Raw genomic sequence first — 23167 nt, 5'->3', positions numbered from 1 at the left:
CGTCAAGATTGTTGTTTCATCAGCCTACAAACATTTATTTTTCAAGAACAGTCTTGCCTTTTTCTCTGCTACGCGCGTAGAGTGGCGGTCAATTGTTAGCTACCTCACAGGAGAGGGATCAAAAATGACTACCATTACCAAGCACCCACCCGGCGCAACGCACAAGATGCCGCAACGTTCAAGCCGGGGGGCCGCAGGGCCAGAGTGCGTGACCTCAGGATCGCGCTGCTGTTCATCCTCCCGGCGATGATCGGCCTCGTGGCCTTTTGCTTGGTTCCCACCATCCGCGGCGTCTACCTGAGCTTCACCGAGTACAGCATCCTCGGAGAGCCCACCTGGATCGGCGTCGACAACTACACGGCGATCTTCAAGGATGAGCTTTTCTGGAACGCGATGGCTGTGACCATCCAGTACGTCGCAATCAACATCGTCTTCCAGACAGTCATCGCCCTCGGCCTGGCGCTGCTGATCCACCGCGTGGCCAAATCCACGTTCGTCCGCGGTGCGTTGCTGCTTCCGTTCCTGGTAGCCAACGTGATCGTCGCCCTGCTGTGGTTCTGGATGCTCGACTACCAGATCGGCATCGTCAACGAAATCATCAGCTGGTTGGGCCTTCCCCGCGTCGCCTTCTTCGGCAGCGAGCAATGGGCCATCCCCACCATCGCCTTCGTCAACGTCTGGCGCCACATGGGCTACACCGCCCTGCTGATCTTCGCCGGTCTCCAGGCCATCCCCCACCACGTCTACGAAGTGGCCTCCCTGGACGGGGCATCCCCCACACGGACCTTCTGGAGCATCACCATGCCCCTCCTTCGCCCCGTCCTGGCACTGGTCCTGGTGGTCACCGTCATCGGATCGTTCCAGGTCTTCGACACCGTCGCGGTCACAACGCAGGGCGGTCCGGTTAACGCCACCCGCGTCATCCAGATGTACATCTACCAAAAAGCCTTCGGCGAATCGGACTTCGGCTACGCGTCCGCCCTGTCCGTCATTCTCTTCCTCATCCTCGCCATGGTGGCCTTCATCCAGATGAAGTTCCTCAAAGGCAACGAATCGGATCTGGACTAAGGAACCCCAGCCATGACCACTCAAACACTCAGCACCCGCAAGAAGCCCGTCAACTGGCACCGCATCGGTGCGTGGGCCGTCATCGCCGTCGCCCTCGTTGTCACCATCTTCCCGTTCCTCTGGATGCTCCGCACAGCCCTCTCGAGCAACCACTCGCTGGCCTCCAACTCCGGGAACCTCCTGCCGGCTGACTTCTCCTGGGGCGCGTTCAAGCGTGTCTTTGGAATGCAAACCACAGAGGAGGCCATCGCCGAAGGAGGTTCAGGGGCAGCCATCGACTTCTGGCTGTACCTGCGCAACTCGATACTCTTTTCCACCGTGACAACCGCAGCCCAGGTCTTTTTCAGCGCACTTGCCGCCTACGCCTTCGCCCGCCTCCGCTGGCCCGGGCGTGACAAGGTCTTCTCCGTGTTCCTGGCCACCATGATGATTCCGGGCATCTTCACCGCGCTGCCCAACTTCCTTATGATCAAGAACCTGGGTCTGCTGAACACGTTCGCCGGACTGACACTGCCCTTCCTGTTCATGTCTGCGTTCGCCATCTTCTTCCTGCGCCAGTTCTTCCTAAGCATGTCCCGCGAAGTGGAAGAGGCAGCCATGCTCGACGGTGCCAAGCACCTGCGCATCTTCTTCCAGATCGTCCTGCCCAACGCCGCCGCACCCATGGCCACCCTCGCGCTGCTGACGTTCATCGGCCAATGGAACGAATACTTCTGGCCTCTGCTGGTCGGCAACGACGAAAACGTCCGCGTCCTCACCGTAGGCCTCAGCGTCTTCAAGTCCCAGTCCCCCCAGGGCGCCCCGGACTGGTCCGGACTCATGGCCGCCACCATCGTCGCGGCAGTGCCCATCCTCATCCTGTTCCTCGCCTTCGGCAAAAAGGTGGTCAACTCCATCGGATTCTCCGGCATCAAATAGACCGCCAATCCCAACCGCTCACCCTCACCAAAATCCACCCCGGGCAACCCCATGCCCTCTTCGAAAGGTCCATCATGAAAAAGACTCTCGGTGCCGTCGCCGCCGCCGCAGCGATCGCCATCTCCCTCTCCGCCTGCGGCGGCGGATCCACCTCCACCGAGGCCAAGGGCGAAATCAACTATTGGCTGTGGGATGCCAATCAGCTGCCCGCGTACCAGCAGTGCGCGGAAGACTTCACCAAAGCCAACCCGGACATCAAAGTCAAAATCACCCAGCGCGGCTGGGGCGACTACTGGACCACGCTGACCAACGGATTCGTGGCCGGAAACGCCCCGGACGTCTTCGCCGACCACCTGTCCAAGTACCCGGAGTTTGCCTCCAAGAAGCAGCTGCTGGCCCTCGACGATTCCGTAGCCAAAGATCACGTCGATCTCTCGATCTACAACAAGGGCCTGGCCGATCTCTGGGTGGGCCAGGACGGCAAGCGCTACGGCCTTCCGAAGGACTGGGACACCGTGGGCCTCTTCTACAACAAGGCCATGACCGACGCCGCCGGCATCACGGCCGAGCAGATGGCCAAGCTGGACTGGAACCCCAAGGACGGTGGCAGCTACGAGAAGACCATCGCCCACCTGACCGTTGACAAGAACGGTAAACGCGGAGACGAAGCCGGCTTCGATAAGAACAATGTGGTCGTCTACGGCCTGGGTTTGGAATCCTCGGGCTCGGGCCAGGGCCAGACCCAGTGGAGCTTCCTGACGGCCACCACCGGGTGGATGCACACGGACAAGAACCCCTGGGGCACCAAGTTCAACTACGACGACCCCAGGTTCCAGGACACCATTGCCTGGTGGGCCGGGCTGGCAGACAAGGGCTACATGCCCAAACTTGAAACAACGGTAGGCGCCAGCATGCAGGACAACTTTGGCGCCGGGAAGGCCGCCATCAACACCTCGGGCGACTGGACGATCGGCCAGTACACCGGCTACAAAGGAATCCAGACCGGCATCGCACCCACGCCGACGGGACCGGAAGGCAAGCGCGCGTCCATGTTCAACGGCCTGGCCGACTCAATCTGGGCCGGCACCAAGAACCCGGCCGCATCCGTGAAGTGGGTGGAGTACCTCGCCTCCTCAGCCTGCCAGGACGTCGTCGCGTCCAAGGGAGTCGTCTTTCCCGCCATCAAGTCCTCCACCGAAAAGGCTGCCGAGGCTTTTAAAGCCAAGGGCGTCGACGTCACCCCCTTCACCCAACAGGTGGAGGATGGAACGACGTTCCTGTTCCCTATCGCGGACAAGGCTGCCAAAGTTGACGGCATCATGAATCCCGCCATGGACGCAGTGCTCTCCGGCAAGGCCCCGGCCAGTTCCCTCACCCAGGCCAACGAAAAGGTCAACGCCCTCTTCAAGTAGGGCCCCCTACCGACGACGCGCCGCGGGAATCGTCTTACCCGCGGCGCGCAGCACACCCCTTACTTCCACACCGCAAAAGGACACCTTTATGGACCCCCTCCACCTCCGTTCCGCCGGAACCAGCCTGGTGATCAGCTTCGACGGCAGAGAGGCCGAGATCATCCACTGGGGCGCGGATCTTGGCAGCACGCTGCCCGATCCCGCTATCCTCGCAGCCGCTATCCCGCCGTCGTCCATCGACGCCACTGTACCCACGGGCCTTCTGCCTCAGGCTTCAGCCGGATGGCGGGGCCGTCCCGCCCTCCGCGGCCACCGCATCGCCGACGGCGTCTCCGGCCTTGACTTCTCCACACGCCTTCGAGTCGAGTCAACGAGCGCCGAGGGCAACTCTGCGGTCATTGTCCAGTCCGATTCCGACACCGGCCTGACGGTCTCGTCTTCACTCACCCTGCACGACGGCGGCCTGCTGGAGCTGCGCCACACCCTTACTAACGACGGCACCACGCCCTACCAACTCGACGAACTGGCAACAGTCCTTCCAGTTGCGCCCGACGCAACCGAACTCCTTGACCTCACCGGCCGGTGGTGCCGGGAACGCCACCCGCAACGGCAACGCATCCAGCAGGGCACCTGGGTCCGTTCCGGCCGGCACGGCCGCACCGGACACGACTCGTCACTGATCTTCGCCGCAGGCACCCAGGGCTTCGGCAACCGCCACGGCAAGGTGTGGGCAACGCACCTGGCCTGGAGCGGCAACCACGAACAATTCGCGGACACCATCGGCGACGGCCGCACCATGATCGGCGGCTCCGAACTCCTGGGACCGGCCGAGGTCATCCTTGCGCCAGGTGCCAGCTACACCACTCCGGCGCTCTTTGCCGCGTACTCGGACCACGGCCTGGACGGCATCAGCGAGGCCTTCTACAGCTGGTTCCGTTCCCGGCCGCACCACGTGCTTCCCGCCCCGTCTACCGGCCTGCCGGCCGGAAAGCCGCGCCCGGTGGTGCTGAATGTCTGGGAAGCGGTTTACTTCGACCACAACCTAACCACCCTGATCGAGCTGGCTGAGTCAGCCGCGGACCTCGGCGTGGAGCGCTTCGTGCTCGACGACGGCTGGTTCCGCGGGCGCCGCGACGACCGCGCCGGCCTGGGCGACTGGTACGTCGACGAATCACTCTGGCCCAACGGCCTGACCCCGCTGATCGACGCCGTGACCTCCCGCGGCATGGAGTTCGGCCTGTGGGTGGAGCCGGAAATGGTCAACCTGGATTCGGACGTGGCCCGCGCGCACCCGGACTGGATCGTGGGTCCGTCCGCCGCTTCGTATAAGGACGGAGGCCGGCTGCCGCTCGAGTGGCGGCAGCAGCATGTCATCGACCTCGTGAACCCCGAGGCGTGGCAGTACATCTACGATCGCATTGACGCTCTCCTGTCCGGCAACAACATCAGCTACCTGAAATGGGACCAGAACCGGGACCTGCTGGAGCACGGCCACGCCGGACGCTCCTCCGTCCATGCACAGACCCTTGCCGCCTACCGGCTGTTCGATGAACTCCGCAGAGCCCATCCCGGCGTCGAAATCGAGAGCTGCTCCTCCGGCGGCGCCCGCGTGGACCTGGGCATCCTGGAGCGGACCGACCGCATCTGGGCCTCAGACTGCAACGACGCACTGGAGCGGCAAACGATCCAGCGCTGGACCGGCGTCGTGGTCCCGCCCGAGCTGGTGGGCAGCCACATCGGCCCCACCACCTCGCACACCACCGCCCGCACCCACGACCTGTCCTTCCGGGCCATCACCGCACTGTTCGGCCACTTCGGGATGGAATGGGACGTCCGCGGCGTCCAGGGCGTCGAAAGGGAGGAACTCAAACGCTTCATCGGCCTTTACAAAGAACACCGGAACCTGATCCACTCCGGCAGCATGGTCCGCGCCGACGTGCCCGACGATTCCCTCATGCTGCACGGCGTAGTGGCCCCCAACGGTGCCCCACAGGGCACGACGGCGGCACTATTCGCCGTCGTGAGTATGCGCACCGCGGTCGCTGAACAGCCGGGACGAATATCCGTTCCCGGTCTGGAGCCGGCCCGTGAGTACCGTGTGGAGGCTCTCTTCCCGGCTCCGGGTGACGCCGACTACTCGCATACATTCACCCAGGTGCGGCCTCCGGCCTGGCTGGCGGACGGCGCGGTAGCCAACGGCCGGTTCCTGGCTGAGGTGGGCTTGCCCATGCCCGCCCTCAATCCGGAACACGCACTGCTCCTCGAAATCACCGCGTTGTAATCGCGGAATGGCCACCCGACGTTCCCCGCTCTCCAGAACCGCCGGAACGTCGGGACAGCCTTCGCTCAGTTAGAGGATGCAAATGAAAATTCTGGTCACAGGTGGCACCGGTACATCGGTTCGCACACAGTCTTGTACCTGCAGGAAGCCGGCCACGAGGTGGTGGCGATCGATAACCTGATGAACTCCAGCGAGGAGTCACTGCGCCCGATAGCCGAACCGCGCGACGAGACTGTCGCCCATACGACCGACGCCGTGGTCCACTTTGCCGGGCTCACGGCCGTGCGTGAGTCGGCCTCGAACCGCTCAGGTACTAGTACAACAACCTTGTGGGCACGCTGAGCTTGATTCAGATTCGGACAGCCCACCACGTCCGCGTCATCGTCTTCGGCTCGTCCGCCACCAGGTACTGCGAGCACAAATCCCATTCCTTATGTGGAGACCATTGAGCTCAGCGCCAACCGCGGGTGCCGCAACCCGCGGTCCAACTCCTGGACGGCCGTCCTTTCGGCATGTCCTCGCCATCAATCTCTTTTCCAGACAGTCGACGCAATCTACGGTGCCGCAGGCTTGAAACCATGCCCCTGACAGAAATTCCGTGCCACACCGGCCTCTTCCGGCCATTTTTTTGGATGCATGCAAAACAGTTTGAGCTAGGAACACATCATGGAAATCGAGACTTCAGTTTTGGAAACCCCGGGCATGCTGGAAATACATTTCACATTTGTGAACATCGCATGGGAAGCGTCGGCCGTGGGACCGCTTACTGCTGTGCGTGCGGCAAAGGGGAGAGCGCTCGTCAGGGGAAACGAGGCTCTCTTTGACGAACCCGACAAACGTCACCGCGGGGTTCCTGCTCCAGCTCCAGCACGATCTTTGGTTCGCGCGTGACCGCTACCCGTAGGTCGGGGCCAGTCCGATACGTCTCCGGTGCTGGTGATGACGTCGGCGTTCTCGGGATTTATCCAGGCGCGGATGCTGCCGTCGCGGACGACGCCGGATCTTTCTGGGTGGAATGTGGACTCTGCAGCGGGACGCGCAGGCTGGGGGTGGAGATCAAGCTGCTTTCGCCGCGGGGTTCGGGGTCCGGAGTCAAAGGGCATAGTCGAGCGGATGAACAGGTTTTTCCGGCAGCGCTTCATGCCGTGCCGGGAGTTCCGATCACCAGCGGATTTCAACGGTCAGCTGGAGGACTGGCTGCCGAAGGCTGATCACCGCTATTCGCGGTCCCGCCACGGCCGCCGCCCTGATGGGCTGATTGTTCTGGGCAGAGAAAGGATGATGGAGCTGCCGCCGGTTAGCCCGGAGACAGTGTTCCGCAACGCCGTGCGGCTCCCGCCGGACTAGCACCTTCGCGTGTTTTCAACGACTATTCCGCGGACCCGTCGTTTGTCGGGCGGATCGTGGATGTCATTGCTGATCTGGACACCATCTGTGTGACCCTCGGGGGTGTCATCATCGCCACCCATGTCCGGGCATGGGGCCGCCACCTGGTTCTGACCGATCCCGCTCGCGTGGCCCGGACGGCGGTGATGCGCAGGGACTTCCGGACCCAAAGAGTGCGCCGCGCTGAACCGTTGGAGTCCGTGGAGGTGCGGGATTTGGCCGCTACGACGAGATCTTCGGAGTTGATCTGGGCCAGCAGCCGGACCTGATCCTCGAGGCGGCCTCATGACGCTGCTGGCTGCCGTTCGTCACATGGACGAACGTCAAACCACGCCAAGATCGCTGCCAAATTGAGCGTAAAGGCCGGCGGACCGGTTCGCGCTCCGCTGCTCACTTGACCGACGTCACATTCATCGCTAATCTATTTTGCATATAGATGCTTTTGCACCTAGCGCTAGCTATCTCAATGGAGAGTCATGAAATTAGAATTTCCCCTGCTCGGTCTCCTGGCCGCACGCCGCATGAGCGGTTACGACATACGCCGCTGGGTCGATGTTGAGGGCAAATTTGTTGGTCTTGATCGGCATCCCAGCCAGATTTACCGTGAGCTCAACAGGATGGAAGCCGACGGCCTCGTCACGCACGAGATCGACGCGCGTGACAACGCTCCTGATGCCAAGGTGTATCAACTCACTGATGATGGCTTCTCCCGCTTGACCAAGTGGATCCGCGCTGCCTACGTTCCGCCGGCCCGTTTCCAGGATCCCGCTTTCCTGTTGCGGCTCCGCATGACTGTGATGCTCGACCCCGCACTTGCGCGTTTGCTCGTCGAGGAGGAGCACGCCGCCCGTCTGCGTCAGGTAGCAGAGAACCGCGGTCGTGAACGTGCGTTGGACCATCTGGTTGATGGGCCAGCGCGCCCGGAAATCAATACGAAAGACCTCGCGTTGGTGGCAGATTTTATGAATGAGTACGGCGAAGACGCCATTGATGCGTGGATCAACTGGCTCGAAAGGTTGATGGGCCGCTTGGACGGAATCATCGCAGATCAGTCCGAAACGGTCACTACCCACACTGACCATGGGAAGGCCTGAGCGTGAAGGCAATTATGGTGTTGTTCGACAGCCTCAACAGGCGATTTCTGCCTCCTTATGGGGGAGATTGGGTACACGCGCCAAATTTCGAGCGTCTGGCCTCCCGGACGGTTGCGTTCGAGACGTGCTACGCGGGCAGCATGCCGTGCATGCCGGCCCGGAGGGAACTGCATACCGGGCGCTACAACTTCCTGCATCGGTCATGGGGCCCTCTTGAGCCGTTTGACGACTCGGTTCCGGAAATGCTGTCCCAGTCAGGTGTTTACTCGCATCTGGTGACCGATCATCAGCACTACTGGGAAGACGGCGGCGCAACCTACCACAACCGGTTTGACAGCTACGAGTTCTTCCGCGGCCAGGAGGGAGACGCATGGAAGGGCCATGTGGACGACCCGGAGGACGTCCCCGGGCCACGGGTGCTGCGTCACCAGTTATGGCGCCAGGACCTGATTAACCGGCAGTACCTTACGCGGGAGGAAGATCACCCGCAGACCAAAACCATTGGAGCTGGACTCGAGTTCATTGAGACCAATCATGCCTCGGACAAGCCGTGGTTTCTGCAGATTGAGTGCTTTGACCCCCATGAACCGTTCTTCTCGTACGCGCAGCACAAGGAACACTACGCAGCTCCTGCCCTTGAGGAGGGCGAACGTTTTGACTGGCCGGATTACAAGCGTGTAGCCGAGTCACCGGATGAAGTGGAACATGCACGCAACGAGTACGCCGCTCTCCTGAGCATGTGCGACGCGAACCTCGGCCGGGTCTTGGATGCCATGGACGATCACCGCCTGTGGGATGACACGATGCTTATCGTCTGTACTGATCATGGGTTCCTGCTGGGCGAACACGGCTGGTGGGGAAAAACGTCCAACCCTGGTACGACGAGAACATCCACACGCCCCTCTTCGTCTGGGACCCGCGGACCGGCAGTGCCGGTGCGCGACGGACGGAACTTGTGCAGACGGTAGATCTGGGCCCCACTCTGTTGGAGCACTTTGGTCTCCAACCAACGCCGCGGATGCAGGGCCGTTCAATTGCTCCTGTCCTCCGCAGTGACGAGCCCATCAGGTCAGCGGGGCTTTTCGGCACTTTTGGTGGCCATGTGAACGTCACTGATGGCCGTTACGTTTACATGCGATCCTGCGCGACTCAGGAGAACATGCCACTCTACGAGCACACTCTCATGCCCACCCACATGGCATCCCGCTTCGCCGTCTCGGAACTGGTGGATGCTGAACTGGTCGAGCCGTTGCCCTTCACGCAAGGAGTGCCCGTCCTCCGGCTGCCGGGGAATCCTTTCGGGAATCCGTATTCGTTCGGCACCTTATTGTTCGACCTGGCTATGGATCCCGAGCAGCAGAATCCTCTCATCGACGACGATCTTGAACTGCACATGATGCGCCTGCTCGTGAACCAGCTGCGTGAGGCCGACGCCCCGGTATCACAGTACGAACGCCTCGGCCTTCCGGTCTCCGGTGATCCCGGACCTGAGCAACTGCTCGCTGCCTCACAACGCCACCTGTATGAGGATGCGCGCCTGCCTTTGGCGGGGTCGAGCGAATTCCGCGATGAGTTCCCCGGCGTCAACACCAGGCTCGCAGACCTGGCGGCCGACCCGCTGACGAAAGCGGTTCTCGTCGATCACCTCGGACCCGTTGTGGACTTCCTGATAACCAACGCCGCCACAAGCACCGTCGTCGACATTGCCGCCCTCACTCCCGGGCTCCGTTATGACCGACTGAAGGCTCTCGACTCGGCCCTCGCCGCAACATGTGAGCCCGCCGCCAAGTGACCGTAACCACATCGGTCATGACCCCGTAAAACCCGCACTGTTTCCCATTTTTGATGAAGGTTCAGCGACAACTCAATGAGGAGAACCATGTCCCACCCGTCCAACACGGCGCCCATGCCAACGCCTGCCGCGCCGGCGAACCAATCGGGAATTGTTCCCGGCCGTTGGCGCAAGCTCACCATTATCGGTATCCCGCTTTTCGCGGATAACAATGAGGTTTCCGTCCTCAGTACCCTTGCTCCAGTCATCATCGCAGCGCTGGCACTGCCTCTTCAGGCTCTCGGGCTCCTGGTATCGCTGGCTAAAGGCATCAGTATCGTCGCCGGGCCCATGTGGGCGGTGATCGCCCGCAAAACCAACCGCAAAATGGCCTTTGGTTTCGCATCGGTGATGACCGGCCTTGGCACGGCGGCGTGCGGGCTGACCCAAAACTATGCGCAGCTCGTTATCGCTTGGAGCCTCACGGCGGTGTTCGTCGCCGCTGCCCTGCCGATCGTCTCCGAGATCACCATGGACCTCTTCGACGAGAAGTCCCGTGGCCGTGCAAACGGCTACACGTGGGGCGCCGTCTCGCTGATCGGTTCCATCGCCGGTCCTCTCACCGGCCAGCTCGCCAACGTCGAAGACGGCTGGCGCTACGGCTTCTTCATTTGGGGTGCGATCACGGTCCTGGCCGGGCTCGTACTCATGGCCTTCTTCAAAGACCCCGGACTTGGCGCGAGCGAGCCGACCACAAACATGATGACGGCAGAGCAGAAAGCCGGGAATTCGAAACTGACCTGGGCGAAGACGCGCCAGCTCCTTGCCATCCCGACCTTCGTTGTAATGCTTCTGCAGCGCATCCTGAGCGGACATCTGCTGATCGCATCTTTCGGCATCGTCTTCCTGGTCAAGACATACGGCTTCAACACCGCGGTGGCAGCCGTCATCCTCCTGCCATTCGGCCTTTCCTACGTCGCCGGGACCATCATTGGTGGAGCCGTCACCGATGCCCTGCATGTGCGCAATCCCCGCTTCGGCCGCATCCGTGTGCTGCAGTTCGCCCAGTTCGGCTTCGGCATCGCCGCAATCATCGGTACACAGTTCAACTGGGGCAGCATCTGGGTCTTCGCCGTCTTTTGGGCGCTCATGGGCTTTATGCAGGGTCTAAACCCGGGTGTGAACCGCCCCATCGTGGCAGCCGTCGTTCCCCCGGAGATGCGCGGCGCTGCCTTCGCGCTCATGCTGTCAGTATTCGAAGCGCTCGGCTTCGTGATCTTCAACCTGCTGGCCGGATTCCTGGGCGAAACGATCGGTCTCACAGCCGTCATGTTCTGGATCCCAGGTGTCCTGATGCTCGTCAACGGGGCGTTTTGCACCATCCTGTACCGCACCTACCCGCGCGACACGCACCGGCTCGAGACACTGCTGCAGACCCGTGCAGGACAGACCGCCGGAGCCCAATAAATAGGCGCATGGCCCGTTCACAGGCCCATGTACTCACTCATCCGAACCGCCGCAGAAACCGCTGATAGGACGACCGCATGCCAGCCGAACAGGACAAAACAGCCGAACGCCTCGATGAACTTGTTGCCCAATTGACCCTCGAGGAGAAAGTCAAGCTCCTCACCGGGCGGGACTTTTGGACGACATGGCCGATCGAAAAGATCGGGCTCCGCCGCCTCCTGATGTCGGACGGCCCCTCCGGTGTGCGCGGCGAGGCGTGGGATGAACGCGATCCTTCGCTGAACCTGCCCTCGGCTACCGCCCTGGCGGCGTCATGGGATCAAGACATCGCCCGACGCTATGGAGCTGCGGCCGCCGTTGAGGCTCGGGCCAAGGGCGTCGACGTCGTCCTTGGCCCGACCATCAACCTGCACCGCTCGCCCCTGGGTGGACGGCACTTCGAAGCGTTCAGCGAGGACCCGGTGCTCACCTCCGATCTCGCTGCGGCCTACGTGAAGGGCGTCCAGGAACATGGCGTCGCGGCGACGCCCAAGCATTACATCGCCAACGACTACGAAACGGACCGTTTCACCGCCTCGACCGAAGTTTCGGACCGGGCGCTGCGCGAGCTCTACCTGCTGGCCTTCGAGAAGTCCGTGACGGAAGCGCATGCCTGGGCCATCATGTCCTCCTACAACTCCATCAACGGCGTCACCGCTTCCGAGAATCCGCTGCTGGAGACTCCCCTGAACTCCGAATGGGGCTTTGACGGGATCGTGGTCTCAGACTGGACAGGCGTCCGGTCGATAGAAAGCGCCCGGGCCTCCCAAGACGTCGCCATGCCCGGGCCGGATGGTCCCTGGGGAGCAGCCCTAGTCTCCGCCGTCCGCAATGGAGAGGTGCCAGAAGCTGCTATCGATCGCAAAGTGCGGCGCGTCCTTCTCCTGGCAGCTAGGGTCGGAGCGCTGGAAGGTTTCGAGCCCGCTGTTACAACGCAGCCCCTGGCCGAGGACGGCGTCGCCTTCGTGCGTGAAGCGGAGGCCGAGGGCACAGTCCTGGTGCAGAACAATGGCATCCTTCCGCTCGTCGAGACTGTTTCGCGGATAGCAGTGATCGGCCACAATGCCGATCAGGCCCGATCCCAGGGGGTGGGTCAGCCACTGTGCTCCCTGAGTACGTCGTCACCCCGCTGGAGGGAATCAGGGCCGCATTCCCCGACGCTAGCGTTGAGTACGCCTTGGGGGCGGTGGTTCAGGAAGGCATTGCCGAACTACCACTCGGCTGCATCACAAACCCTGATACCGGAAACCCCGGCGTCCGTGTACGCTTCCTCCAGGATGGACGGGAGATCTTCGGCGAAGACCGCCGCACCACCACTCTTGTCTGGTTCGGCGGCGACGCTCCCATCAGGGACGCCGAAACCCTGGAAATTGTCACCCGCTACGTGCCCGAGACTTCCGGCTCCCTGAAACTAGGGGTTGGTGCTGCAGGGGTTTCCCGGATGTGGGTCGATGACACGTTGATTCTCGACGTGAACGTCCCGCTGGAATCCGACGATTTGGGAGCGGCGTTCCTCAACCCGCCCTCGGAGGGCACCACCATCGAAGCAGTCGCCGGATCACCCATCGCGATTCGTGTCCAACACGACATCGCGAAAGAATCAGCCTTGGCCGGCGCACTGTCGTTTGGCTTTGGCTTACTGCCGGGCGACATTGACCCGGAGCAGCTAATTGCTGACGCAGTCGCAACCGCCAGCGGCGCAGACATCGCCGTCGTCGTGGTCGGAACCAATGCGAAGGTCGAATCCGAAGGCTACGACCGGACCTCACTCGCTCTTCCTGGACGGCAGGATGACCTCGTGGCAGCCATCGCCGCTGCCAACCCAAACACAATCGTGGCAGTCAATGCGGGTTCACCAGTAGAGCTGCCCTGGCGCGAGGATGTCGCAGCCGTGCTCCTGACCTGGTTCGGCGGACAAGAGTACGGCAACGCCCTGGCAGACGTCCTCACGGGCCTACGAGAACCAGGCGGACGTATGCCCACCACCTGGCCGATCAAGCAAGAGGACGTACCCGTCATCAACGTAACCCCCGTCGAGGGCAAAGTGCGCTACGACGAGGGGATCCACATCGGTTACCGCGCCTGGCTCAAATCGGGTGTAAAACCAGCCTACGAATTCGGCTACGGCCTCGGCTACACGAATTGGAATCTCGACTCCGTAGAAGCCCCCGAAGCCGCCACTCCGGATGAAGTAATTCCAGTCACAGTCACCGTCACCAACACCGGCGCCCGTGCCGGCAAACAAGTAGTGCAGATATACGCTGAAGAACCTGGCTCGGCCGTCGACCGGCCTGTCAGGTGGCTTGTGGCGTCCTGCCCCGTGAGGGCGGAAGCAGGGGAAACGGTATCCACTGTTCTCAACGTTCCTTCCCGCCTCCTCGCCTACTGGGACAACGGCTGGACCTATGAACCCGGAGAATACCTTTTGAGAACAGGCTTTTCGGTATCAGACCTGCCGTCCACTGCCACGATTGTCCTGAAATCATGACGGCCACAGCCCCCTGGCAAACATCCCCCGGAGTTGTCGAAGTCCGCATCGAAGATGCGACTGACGTTGACAAAGCGCTGGACGAGGCAGTGGCGGCGGTCCTAGACTCCGCAATCCGCCACCATACGGGTATTTTGGTGACGAAAACCGGCCCCGGCCGGTACACCGTCCGGGCACATCCCGCCGTGCCCTTCGGACTCACACGGCAACAATATAAATAGACCCACCCTTCATGGCACGGCCGTCGGGTTCGGCCGCTGCCGCCGAACCACTAATTGAACGATCAAGGCCCCATGACTGACAAGACTCCCCTCGATAGGACGCCCCGGCTTCCTGTCGCAAACTGCTGTTTACCGACACGAACGGATCGCCCGAGCCGCGAAGACCCGGGCTGGCCCGATACGTTGCATGCAGAGGCAGGGGCCGGGCATCTTGACGTGGAGATCCCGGCCGGAGTTTTCCTCATGGGAGATTCCTTCGATGAGGGCTACGCCACTGACGGGGAATTGCCGGTCCATGAGGTGGCGCTGGGCGCATTCCGGATGGATGCGACCGCGGTAACTAACCGGCAATTTGCAGCGTTCGTAGACGCGACCGGATATAGAACTGAAGCGGAAAAGTACGGCACCTCGGCCGTTTTCCACCTGATCGTCCAAGCGGACAGGAAAGACATCCTTGGAGCCGCATCCGGAGCACCCTGGTGGCTCACAGTTAAAGGAGCCGACTGGGCACACCCGACCGGTCCTGGGCAGCACTGGTCCGATGTCCCCGATCACCCGGTCGTTCAGGTTTCCCATGATGATGCTCTGGCCTATTGCCGTTGGGCCGGACGCCGGCTGCCCACCGAGGCCGAATGGGAGTACGCCGCACGTGGGGGCCTGCAGCAGCAGCGCTACCCCTGGGGCAATGAACTGCTTCGGGCTGACGGGGCCCATAACTGCAATATCTGGCAAGGCACCTTCCCCGAAGTGAACACCCAATCCGACGGTTACCTTGGCACGGCCCCGGTCCGCACTTTCCCCCGAATGGCTACGGACTCTACGAGGTCAGCGGGAACGTCTGGGAATGGTGTGCCGACTGGTTTCTGCCCAAGTACTACCGAAATTCGCCGGCGGCAAATCCGAAAGGGCCCACAATCGGCAAGGGCCGTGTCATGCGTGGCGGTTCCTATCTGTGCCACGATTCCTACTGCAACCGCTACCGGGTAGCAGCCAGAACATCCAATACACCAGACTCTTCCAGCAGCAACTGCGGCTTCCGAACGGCAACTGTTTAATGATCGACGATAAGACCACCACTCAGGATTCCGTTCCCCCAAGGAGGGGGAAGGTCGCCGAACTGCTGCTTCCGGGGGAACCGAACCAGATCCCCGCTTCACACTGGCTAATGAACGGACCTTCCTGGCCTGGATCCGTACCTCTCTTGCTCTGCTGGCGGGTGGCATCGCCATCGAAGCGTTTACCTCGGGCATTTTCTTCGAGCCTGTCCGCAAAGGCTTGGCCATTGTCCTGCTCCTGCTCGGAATGCTGCTCAGTGCCGGCTCCGCTGTGCGATGGCTCCGGGTAGAGCGCAGCATGCGTAATAAGGTGCCCCTTCCGCTACCGCTCGTTGTTCCCCTCCTGGCCGGATCTGCAGCGCTGGCAGCCGCAGTTGTTCTGGTCTTTATCCTCTGGCGCTGAACCCATGACGACATCCCCGCACCCCGCCCACAGCCACGGAGACCCGGGTCTGCAGCCGGAACGGACATCATTGGCCTGGGGCAGGACAATGATGTCCCTGATCACGGTCAGCGCCATCTTCCTTCGATGGCTCCCCCACCACGGGTTCCCCATCCTCACGCTGCTCGCCATCGCGGTCGCCGCAGCCGCAGCCATTTACCTCACACAACGCCGACGCTACAACGCCAGCTCCCACGGCATTTCTCATGAAAAGGTTGATGCAGAAATCCCCGCGGTATTATGGACAGCCTTCGCCGGTGTCGTGCTGGGAGCGCTTGGAATCCTTGTCGTCCTCGCTGGCTAGCTCCTTGCTGTCCTTCCCAAGGAGGGACCGCGAACTGAACTGGTCCCCGAATGTTGGACTGGCTAAGTAAGAGCCTAAGCCGCGAGGGCCTGAGCACGGTATTGCACCGGGCTCAGGCCCTCGAGCTTTGTCGAGATTCTTTCGGTGTTGTACCAGCGGATGCACTTGTGCAGTGCCGCGGTCAGTGCTTCGGTGTTGAGGAACCGGACCCGGTGGAAGAGCTCTTCTTTGAGGTGTCCGAAGAAGTTCTCCATCACTGCGTTGTCGTAGCAATTGGCTTTGCGGGACATCGATGGGACCGCACCGGCTCCCTCGAGGAGAGCCCGCCAGGAGGCGTGCTGGTACTGGAAGCCCTGGTCCGAATGTACGAGCGGATGCTGACCGTGCTCAAGGCAGCTGAGGGCCTCGCGCAGCGAGGCGTTGGTGAGCTCCAGGTTCGGGGAGAGGCCAACGCGGTAGGAGATGATCTGCCTGTCGAAGAGGTCCATGACCGGCGAGAGGTAGAGCTTGCGGCCGTCGACGCTGAACTCAGTTACGTCCGTTACCCATTTCTGATTCGGGGCATCCGCGTCGAACTCCCGGTTCAGCAGGTTCTGGGCAACTCTGCCCTGCTCGCCCTGGTAGGAGTTGTAGCGCTTCTTCCTTCGGACCATGCAGACCAGCCGCAGCGAACGCATCAGCTTCAGCACTGATTTCTTCGCAATCGTCCACCCCTGCTTGACCAGCTCGGTATGAAACCGGCGGTGCCCGTACCGGCCATGGTTCTTCTCGAAGATCTCCGTGACGGTGGCCTTGAGTGACTCCTGCGGATCGGGGACCTGGAGACGGGCCTGGTGATAGAAGAACGTCGACCGGGCAACGCCGGCGACCTGCAGCAGGACCGACAGCGGAAAATCAGCCTTGAGGGTGATGAGGGCCTTGACCTTCACCGTCGTTCCTGCGCCCTCAAGGCCCGCAATTTTCCCAGGTAAGCCACTTCCGCCCGCAGCCGCTCGTTCTCCCGCCGCAGACGTTCCAGTTCAGGCAGCTCGGCAGGCGGCGGCGCGTCGGGCTTCCTGGGTCGGCCTTTAGACTTCGGTTGCAACGCATCCGCACCCTCGCGGCGATATGCCCGCACCCACGTTTCGAGCAGGCGAGGTGAGGATAATCCGGCCTCTGCAGCGAGATCCGGGGAAGTCTCGCCCGCGATGAACCGTTCGACCAAGGCGATCTTGAATTCGTACGAGTACATACGTTTTGTCGACTTTGCCACCAACGCTCCTCGACCATGAATCCTCCACCGCCGATAGAGACGATTGACCGGCCCGCGAGACACGCCCAGCAAGCTGGCCGTCGCCTTATCTGCGGTGCCCTTCTCGAACCACGCTACAGCGGCCTCGCGCTGACTTTCGGACAACGAACTACGTGCATGCATGAAAATACTCCCCGGAAGTCAGAACTGAATTTCTCAGTCCAACTTCCGGGGAGCAGTTCAAACTCGCTGGCGGCCCTTTTCAACGCTGGGCCTCGCTGGAGACGGTCCCCGCGCCATACGAAGAGCCGCTTCGTGAGGTCGCCGAGAAAATGCGGAGCAATCAATCCAATCTGAAGTACACCCCAGCCTGACGTCGGGGCGCCTGACGTGGGACGACTTGCCCGTCGGTGGAGCTCCGGTGTGGTTCTTAGACACCTGACGAACCGCAGGAGGTGACATCGCCCACCCCTTCGCTAGCGACTTCCATCAAGACCCGATTCTTCGGTCTATTTTGAAAGTTCTCGGGCTACCGCAGCTCGGTTTCCTGCCCCTCCAACTGTCAGGGTGGGATCTGAGAACATCATGAGCCACCGTCAACAATGCGTTATTTCGCGCTATTCTGACGCCAGACCGGCGCCCGCAAGTTGCCCGCGCTCCCCTGCCACCCTGTCCAACGTTGTTCTGGGGAGAGGCGACCTTCGAGAAACTTTAAAGGGCAAGGCGTGCGGGGAACCCTCACACGGCTCCTGCTTCCTGGCATCACCGGATAGCTACTTGACCGAATATCCGTTATCGGCTCTTTGAAAGGGCACGGGGAGGATCTCCCGAAGGCACCTCTGAACTAAGCTCTGCGGTGTCCGGTTCAGCCCATTCGAGAGCCGCGACGAGATGTCCCTCGTTAGGCAGAGCTTGCTGTTCCGCGCAGGAAGCTTGTCACGTGTAGAAGTAGCTGTCGGCAGTGCCGTCTTCAAAGGATAGGGTCCGCAGGCATGTCTGTTCGCGATGGGACTTCATTGGATGGACTGCACAGACAACCTCCAGAGGCGAATGTTCCGGCTTCCGAATTCTGGCTAAGTCCATATGGCGCCAGCGAGACTAGGCTGAAGCCTTAATCACTTGGTTCCGTCCGACAAGCACACCCGTCACCGCGAGAATCGCCATGATGCCCGCGGTTACAAGGAGAGGAAGCGTCCAGTTTCCGCTCACGTCCCGGAGGCCGCCGACTATTACTGGTCCCAGAGCACCCAGACCGTAGCCGACGGATTGCGCCATGCCGGACAACGAGGCTGCCTGCGGGTAATTTATGGTTCGGAGGCTGAACAGCGACAGCGCAATGACGATAAGGCTCCCACACCCGATCGCTCCAAGAACGACCCAAAGCACAATGAGGTCCCGCCCCAGCGCTAGCCCCAAAAACGTTACGAACATGAGTGCACCGCTTGTGAATGATACGAGCCGTTGGTCTGAACCCCAGTGAAGGATTCCCCCGCGGCAAGGCTGGCGAAGACGCTGATGAGCAGGAATATGGACAAATGGAGGCCAGCAGTAGTTGCGGGTATCCCACGGCTTTGCTCGATGGTGGGCAACCATGCCATGAGGACGTAGAAGGCGATCGATTGCAGCCCCATGAAGATCGTTACTTGCCACCCTAAAGCTGAGGTCCAAGGTGACCGGTAGGAGTGCTCTGTCGTGATCGTCGCGGTGTCTACCCGGTGCCGGCGTAGGAACGGTAGGAGGATCGCCATGGCGATGAGAGCAAGTCCTACCCAGATTCCGAGGGAAAGCCGCCATCCCGCTGGTGACGTTTCTGCCACGGGAACGACGATGGCCGCCCCCACCGCAGCGAAGGCGGCCTGTGCCGCGGTGTAGTTGCCGGTTACCTGGCTGACTTTTGTTGGGAAGTCTCTCTTCACAAGTGAGGGCACGAGTACATTGAGAAACGCGATGGCCAGGCCGATAAGTGCAGTGCCCGCCCATATGAAGCCGGAAACGGGCAAGGACCGAAGCACGATACCCACGGCAAGGACCAATAGAGAGGTCCAGAGGGCTCTATCAAGCCCCAGACGGGAAGCGAAGGCCGGCGCTACAGGTGAGAAGACCGCAAAAGCAAGAAGAGGAAGACCTGTGAGGAACCCTGCTGCTGCATTGGATAGCTCCAGATCGCTGCTGATGTTCGCGAGTACTGATCCCACGCTGACGAAGGACACCCGAAGGTTAGCTGCGATGAGCAGCACGCCGATGAGGGCAAATCCGAACCTGGCAGTGCGGTCAGTTTTACTCCGGGTGATAGCAGGCATCATGTGTCCTTCCATTCTTTGGGCGGAGACGAACGCTTGTAGCGTCATACGGCTCCACCCCTGTCGGATCACGGGCTTGAAAAGGAGACGTCTAGATTTCCGACAAGCTACCGCATAGAGCATTTGCCCGGGCAGCACACCCTGTTACCACCCTCAAGGGCCTGGGAAAGAAGGACGGCGGCTCTTACGATGTGCTCACGACGGTGCTTCATCCTGTCCGGGTGGGGGTTCGTGAACAGCGCGTCCACTTGCGGGAGAACGCCCCAAGCGCTGCATAAGGTCCAGATACTCGTCAGCAGGTCTCCTGCGTCGGTGGGATCAATGCCTGGCAGCGCTTGGAGAAGGCTTCGCAGAAGGTTAACTGCGTTATGACCGCGGGCGGGCGAAGTATTGGACTCCTGGCCCATTTCTAGGCCCTCCCAGAACAAGAGGCGGGCGGTCGCGGGTTCATAAACGTGAAGATCGAAAAGCCGTCCTGCGTATTCGCCGACTGCGTGAGGCCCTTGGCCTTCCATGGTTAGCTCGACAAAGGGTTTTTGCAGTTCCGAAACAAGTACGGCATTGAAGAGTGACTCCTTCTTACCGAAGTATTGATAGATACGTTCCTTGTTGACGCTTGCCGCTCTGGCTATCTCATCGATGCGCGCGCCCGCTGCGCCTTTTACTGAACTCGCTAATTGCTGAGCTGAGTAATGAGGCCTTAGTCCTAGCCGTATCCCACGCCAAAATTTTGGTCTTCCTGCTTTGTCCTGGGCACCTCGCTTCCCACGGGCGGTTATCGTCGACAGGCGAAGTGGCGGGCCGTCACGGCTCGCCACTTCGCCTGTCAGTGGCCGTCCCCGGGGCTGCCTTGGGGACGGGATCAGCTTTCAGGCGGGCGCTATGGCCTAGGACCTGACAGCTGATGGTTTAGGAGATGTCGTCGAAGCTCAGTTCGCGATTTCGCTGACGTGACCGCACGATGAGGCCGATGACTGCTGAGAGAGGGACTAGCACCCAGAGCCATTCAGCGAATCCCTCGCCGCCGGAGAGGAAGGAGAAGTTCAGGATGGTTAGAACAATTGCGACTACGAATGCAATGGCAGCGATTACGGGAGCTATGGTGGCAGTCCAGACGTTCTCGCCGTCAGGTGACTTTTTGAAATACATCACGACTGCGATCGAACTGGCGCACATAAGGAGCAGTACGCCCAGTGAGCCGACCGCGATAAGCCACGCGTAGAGCTGGTGAAACGGATCCGCGCTGGCGAGGATAAAAGCTCCGACCACTACGAGCACGGTAATCGCCGTGACAATGCTGCCTATGTGGGGTGACTGATGCTTCTTGTGGCTTCGGCCGACAGCCGCGGGCAGGATGCCGGCTCGTCCCAAAGCAAAGACATAGCGGCTCATGACGTTGGCAAAGCCGAGAAGGATGGCGAAAAAGCTCGTAACAACAAGAACATTCAAGATCTTGACCCAGATGGGCCCGACATACGCCCCGGCAACATCGAGAATGAAGCCGGTCGGGTTCTCGGTTGCTACGTCCACGATTTTGTCGCTGCCCACGGCGTTGCTGACCATAAAAGTGCTGAGGACATAGAAGACGCCCAAGACGATGATGGTGATGTACGTGGCTCGAGGAACGGTCTTCTGCGGTGTGCGCACTTCTTCACTGAAGACGGGTGTGGCTTCCACGCCAACGAACGATCCCAGGGCAAAAAGTGCTGCCAGGCCGATCCCTGGCCCGAATACCAGCTGAGGGGAAAACCCTTCGAACGTGAATCCACCACCCGCGCCGCCCTGAACCAGGATTGCAACGTCAAGAACAAGGATCGCAGCCACAGCGAGCACCAGCAGGACGCCCATGATACGGGCACTGAACTCGACACGGTTGTAGGACAACGGAGTCAGGATGGCCAGTGTAATAATGGCCCAGAATCCCCAAGGAAGATCGATGCCGAACAACTCCATGGCGGCTTGCTGCAGGAATACCGCGTGAATTCCGTAGAGACTGCTCAATACTGCCACGTAGGTCAACAGAGTGACATAGGCAGCCGCCACACCTGCTCTAATACCCAGGCCTTTGACGATGAAGGCAATCAGCCCGCTGGCGGTCTTGGATCGGCGAGCCAGCGCCACGTATCCTACGGCGAATATGAGAAACAGCGCCGTGGCCAGAAGATAGACGCCGGCTGTTCCCGCGCCACTCAGCATGAAGACCAACGGTGTCGCACCCAAGAAGGCCGCCATCGGCCCAATCATGGCTACAACCGTAAAGACCAGCCCTCCAGTGCCCATTGCACTTGACCGTAGCTTGGACTGATCAATTCCTTGGACGGCATTGTCCGGAATTACATTTGACATTTAATTCTCCTGTGGAGATGAATTCGATAGGTTTTGTCTGCTCTTATCCTTGTAAGGGAAGAAGCAGGAGGGGATGTGCGCCGCATGTTTGGCGGCTTTACGGTTGATAGATGCCAGAAGTTACGTGAATCAAAAAATCTCGTCCAAGGTGATGCGCCAACATCGTTGGCGGAAGGCTTCATTCTGAAGGTCCAACGTAATCAGCGGCATGTCCGGGCCCGAATCCAGGATTCGAAGAAAGCAATGGCATTTTCACTTTCAGGAAGCAGACGTCCGTGAGGGACGGCGCCTGACGCGAAGCCCGCCTGCTGCCGTTCGACAGCCTCAACGTCTTCTTCGATGGTCTTGGCGTAGTAGACGGAAACCCACTCCTCCATCGCGTCCGCCGGCATGGACTCGTCGACGTACATGTCGGACACCACGTCACAGGTGGTCGGGCTGGTGGGCACGACTCTGAGAGCGTACATTGCGAAGTCGTCGATGCCGATCAGCGAGTTTGGTGGCATAAACAAGAAGTGGAAACCGTTGGCGTTACGACCATTGGGCAGGTCGGCGGGAATTACTTTCGCCTCCCCGTGCTGGGTAGCGACATTGGAGTGGACTTGGCTGATGTATTCACCGTTGCTAACTTTGAATGCCTTGGCGAACGTCTCGGAGTGTATGAGCGGGCAGTGGTAACACTCAATAGCGTTCTCGACAAACAGTTTCCAGTTTCCGCGGATCGGAGAGATTGTCTGGCCACGAAATGTGAAGCGCTTTGAGTTTTGTACCATTTGCCGCACGAAGTCTTTGCAGTCGTCCAGGAGGCCTATCAGCGGGGCGGCGTGAACATCAAGGTTTGCGAAGACCCAGGGGCCCAGCGTCTCTACTGCCATAGGCACTAATCCGTGTTCTGCTTTGTTCAGGCGCAACTCGTCGCGGCACCTTGGCGCGTTTAGTAGTGAGCCGTCGAGCCTGTAGCTCCAGCCGTGGTAGCGGCACTGCAAAATCTTCGAAGAGCCGTCCTCGAGGGCAACCGGGTGGAGCCTATGACGGCATATGTTCACCATGCCTTTGAGCACACCGTCCACATTGCGCGAGACCACAACTGAAGTGCCGCCGAGAGTTGCGACGATGTGGTCGCCAGGATTTTGAAGCTTTTCAAGTGGGCCTACATACTGCCAGGTATCTGAAAAAACTTCGCGGATTTCATCTTCGAGTGCCGATCTCGTAACGTAAGCGCTGTGGTGCAGGGTGTAGCTGTCCACCGGCTCATCGGCGGAAACCGTAGGATGAATGCCGCTCGAAGTCGTCATGCTAATTCTCCCTGATTTTGCTTCGGTCATACCTATGGTTCGGCGTGAA

14 protein-coding genes and 6 pseudogenes are annotated in these 23167 nt (G+C 60.7%); 14 read left to right on the top strand and 6 right to left on the bottom strand.

Going from position 1 to position 23167, the window contains the following annotated elements; genetic code table 11:
• Nucleotides 1–124 precede the first annotated feature (124 nt).
• The 14 genes and pseudogenes from OUO20_RS18120 (at nt 125) to OUO20_RS18055 (ending at nt 15946) form a co-directional block, all read left to right on the top strand.
• A pseudogene (locus OUO20_RS18120) lies at nt 125–1068 on the top strand (carbohydrate ABC transporter permease).
• A gap of 12 nt (nt 1069–1080) precedes the next feature.
• Nucleotides 1081–1986 (top strand): carbohydrate ABC transporter permease, encoded by a 906-nt coding sequence (locus tag OUO20_RS18115; RefSeq protein WP_268002316.1) that lies wholly within the window; start codon nt 1081–1083, stop codon nt 1984–1986.
• Nucleotides 1987–2060: 74 nt separating this feature from the next.
• Complete coding sequence (locus tag OUO20_RS18110) at nt 2061–3398, top strand: ABC transporter substrate-binding protein (RefSeq protein WP_268002315.1); 1338 nt, start codon at nt 2061–2063, stop codon at nt 3396–3398.
• A gap of 88 nt (nt 3399–3486) precedes the next feature.
• On the top strand, nt 3487–5679 hold the full coding sequence (locus tag OUO20_RS18105; protein ID WP_268002314.1) for an alpha-galactosidase: 2193 nt from the start codon (nt 3487–3489) through the stop codon (nt 5677–5679).
• 82 nt (nt 5680–5761) lie between these two features.
• A pseudogene (locus OUO20_RS18100) lies at nt 5762–6083 on the top strand (NAD-dependent epimerase/dehydratase family protein); the annotation flags it as partial.
• A gap of 972 nt (nt 6084–7055) precedes the next feature.
• Nucleotides 7056–7334, top strand: a pseudogene (locus OUO20_RS18095) (Mu transposase domain-containing protein); the annotation flags it as partial.
• Nucleotides 7335–7541: 207 nt separating this feature from the next.
• Complete coding sequence (locus tag OUO20_RS18090; RefSeq protein ID WP_268002312.1) at nt 7542–8159, top strand: PadR family transcriptional regulator; 618 nt, start codon at nt 7542–7544, stop codon at nt 8157–8159.
• Nucleotides 8160–8161: 2 nt separating this feature from the next.
• Nucleotides 8162–9127 (top strand): sulfatase-like hydrolase/transferase, encoded by a 966-nt coding sequence (locus tag OUO20_RS18085; RefSeq protein WP_268002311.1) that lies wholly within the window; start codon nt 8162–8164, stop codon nt 9125–9127.
• Nucleotides 9013–9951, top strand: coding sequence for a sulfatase/phosphatase domain-containing protein (locus tag OUO20_RS18080; protein ID WP_326498050.1), 939 nt, complete (start codon nt 9013–9015; stop codon nt 9949–9951). The genes OUO20_RS18085 and OUO20_RS18080 overlap by 115 nt, the downstream gene beginning before the upstream one ends.
• 114 nt (nt 9952–10065) lie before the next feature.
• A complete protein-coding gene (locus tag OUO20_RS18075) occupies nt 10066–11397 on the top strand; it encodes an MFS transporter (protein ID WP_268002309.1) in 1332 nt (443 codons plus the stop codon).
• 77 nt (nt 11398–11474) lie between these two features.
• A pseudogene (locus OUO20_RS18070) lies at nt 11475–13924 on the top strand (beta-glucosidase H).
• Nucleotides 13925–14217: 293 nt separating this feature from the next.
• Nucleotides 14218–15200, top strand: a pseudogene (locus OUO20_RS18065) (formylglycine-generating enzyme family protein).
• Nucleotides 15200–15603: pseudogene (locus OUO20_RS21585) on the top strand (YidH family protein). Before OUO20_RS18065 ends, OUO20_RS21585 begins: the two co-directional pseudogenes overlap by 1 nt.
• Before the next feature lie 4 nt (nt 15604–15607).
• Nucleotides 15608–15946 carry a DUF202 domain-containing protein gene (locus OUO20_RS18055; RefSeq protein WP_268002308.1) on the top strand — a complete coding sequence of 113 codons (339 nt, stop codon included), beginning with the start codon at nt 15608–15610 and terminating at the stop codon, nt 15944–15946.
• A gap of 74 nt (nt 15947–16020) precedes the next feature.
• On the opposite strand, the gene OUO20_RS18050 is transcribed toward OUO20_RS18055, so the two are convergent.
• From OUO20_RS18050 to OUO20_RS18025, 6 genes are all read right to left on the bottom strand, one after another.
• Nucleotides 16021–16875, bottom strand: a complete 855-nt coding sequence (locus tag OUO20_RS18050; protein ID WP_268002307.1) for an IS3 family transposase — start codon at nt 16873–16875, stop codon at nt 16021–16023.
• The gene (locus OUO20_RS18045) at nt 16872–17360 is read right to left on the bottom strand and encodes a helix-turn-helix domain-containing protein (RefSeq protein WP_268002306.1); all 489 of its coding nucleotides are present in this window, start codon (nt 17358–17360) and stop codon (nt 16872–16874) included. Before OUO20_RS18045 ends, OUO20_RS18050 begins: the two co-directional genes overlap by 4 nt.
• Before the next feature lie 1238 nt (nt 17361–18598).
• Nucleotides 18599–19480: an MFS transporter gene (locus OUO20_RS18040; protein WP_268002305.1), complete on the bottom strand. Its 882-nt coding sequence runs from the start codon at nt 19478–19480 to the stop codon at nt 18599–18601.
• Nucleotides 19481–19584: 104 nt separating this feature from the next.
• Nucleotides 19585–20295, bottom strand: a complete 711-nt coding sequence (locus OUO20_RS18035; protein WP_268002304.1) for a TetR/AcrR family transcriptional regulator — start codon at nt 20293–20295, stop codon at nt 19585–19587.
• 91 nt (nt 20296–20386) lie between these two features.
• Nucleotides 20387–21823, bottom strand: a complete 1437-nt coding sequence (locus OUO20_RS18030) for an APC family permease (RefSeq protein WP_268002303.1) — start codon at nt 21821–21823, stop codon at nt 20387–20389.
• 200 nt (nt 21824–22023) lie between these two features.
• Nucleotides 22024–23118: an aromatic ring-hydroxylating oxygenase subunit alpha gene (locus OUO20_RS18025; protein ID WP_268002302.1), complete on the bottom strand. Its 1095-nt coding sequence runs from the start codon at nt 23116–23118 to the stop codon at nt 22024–22026.
• Nucleotides 23119–23167 lie beyond the last annotated feature (49 nt).

Source organism: Arthrobacter sp. FX8 (assembly GCF_026723805.1).
Lineage (GTDB): Bacteria > Actinomycetota > Actinomycetes > Actinomycetales > Micrococcaceae > Arthrobacter.
This window is presented reverse-complemented; position numbering and strand designations above follow the sequence as displayed.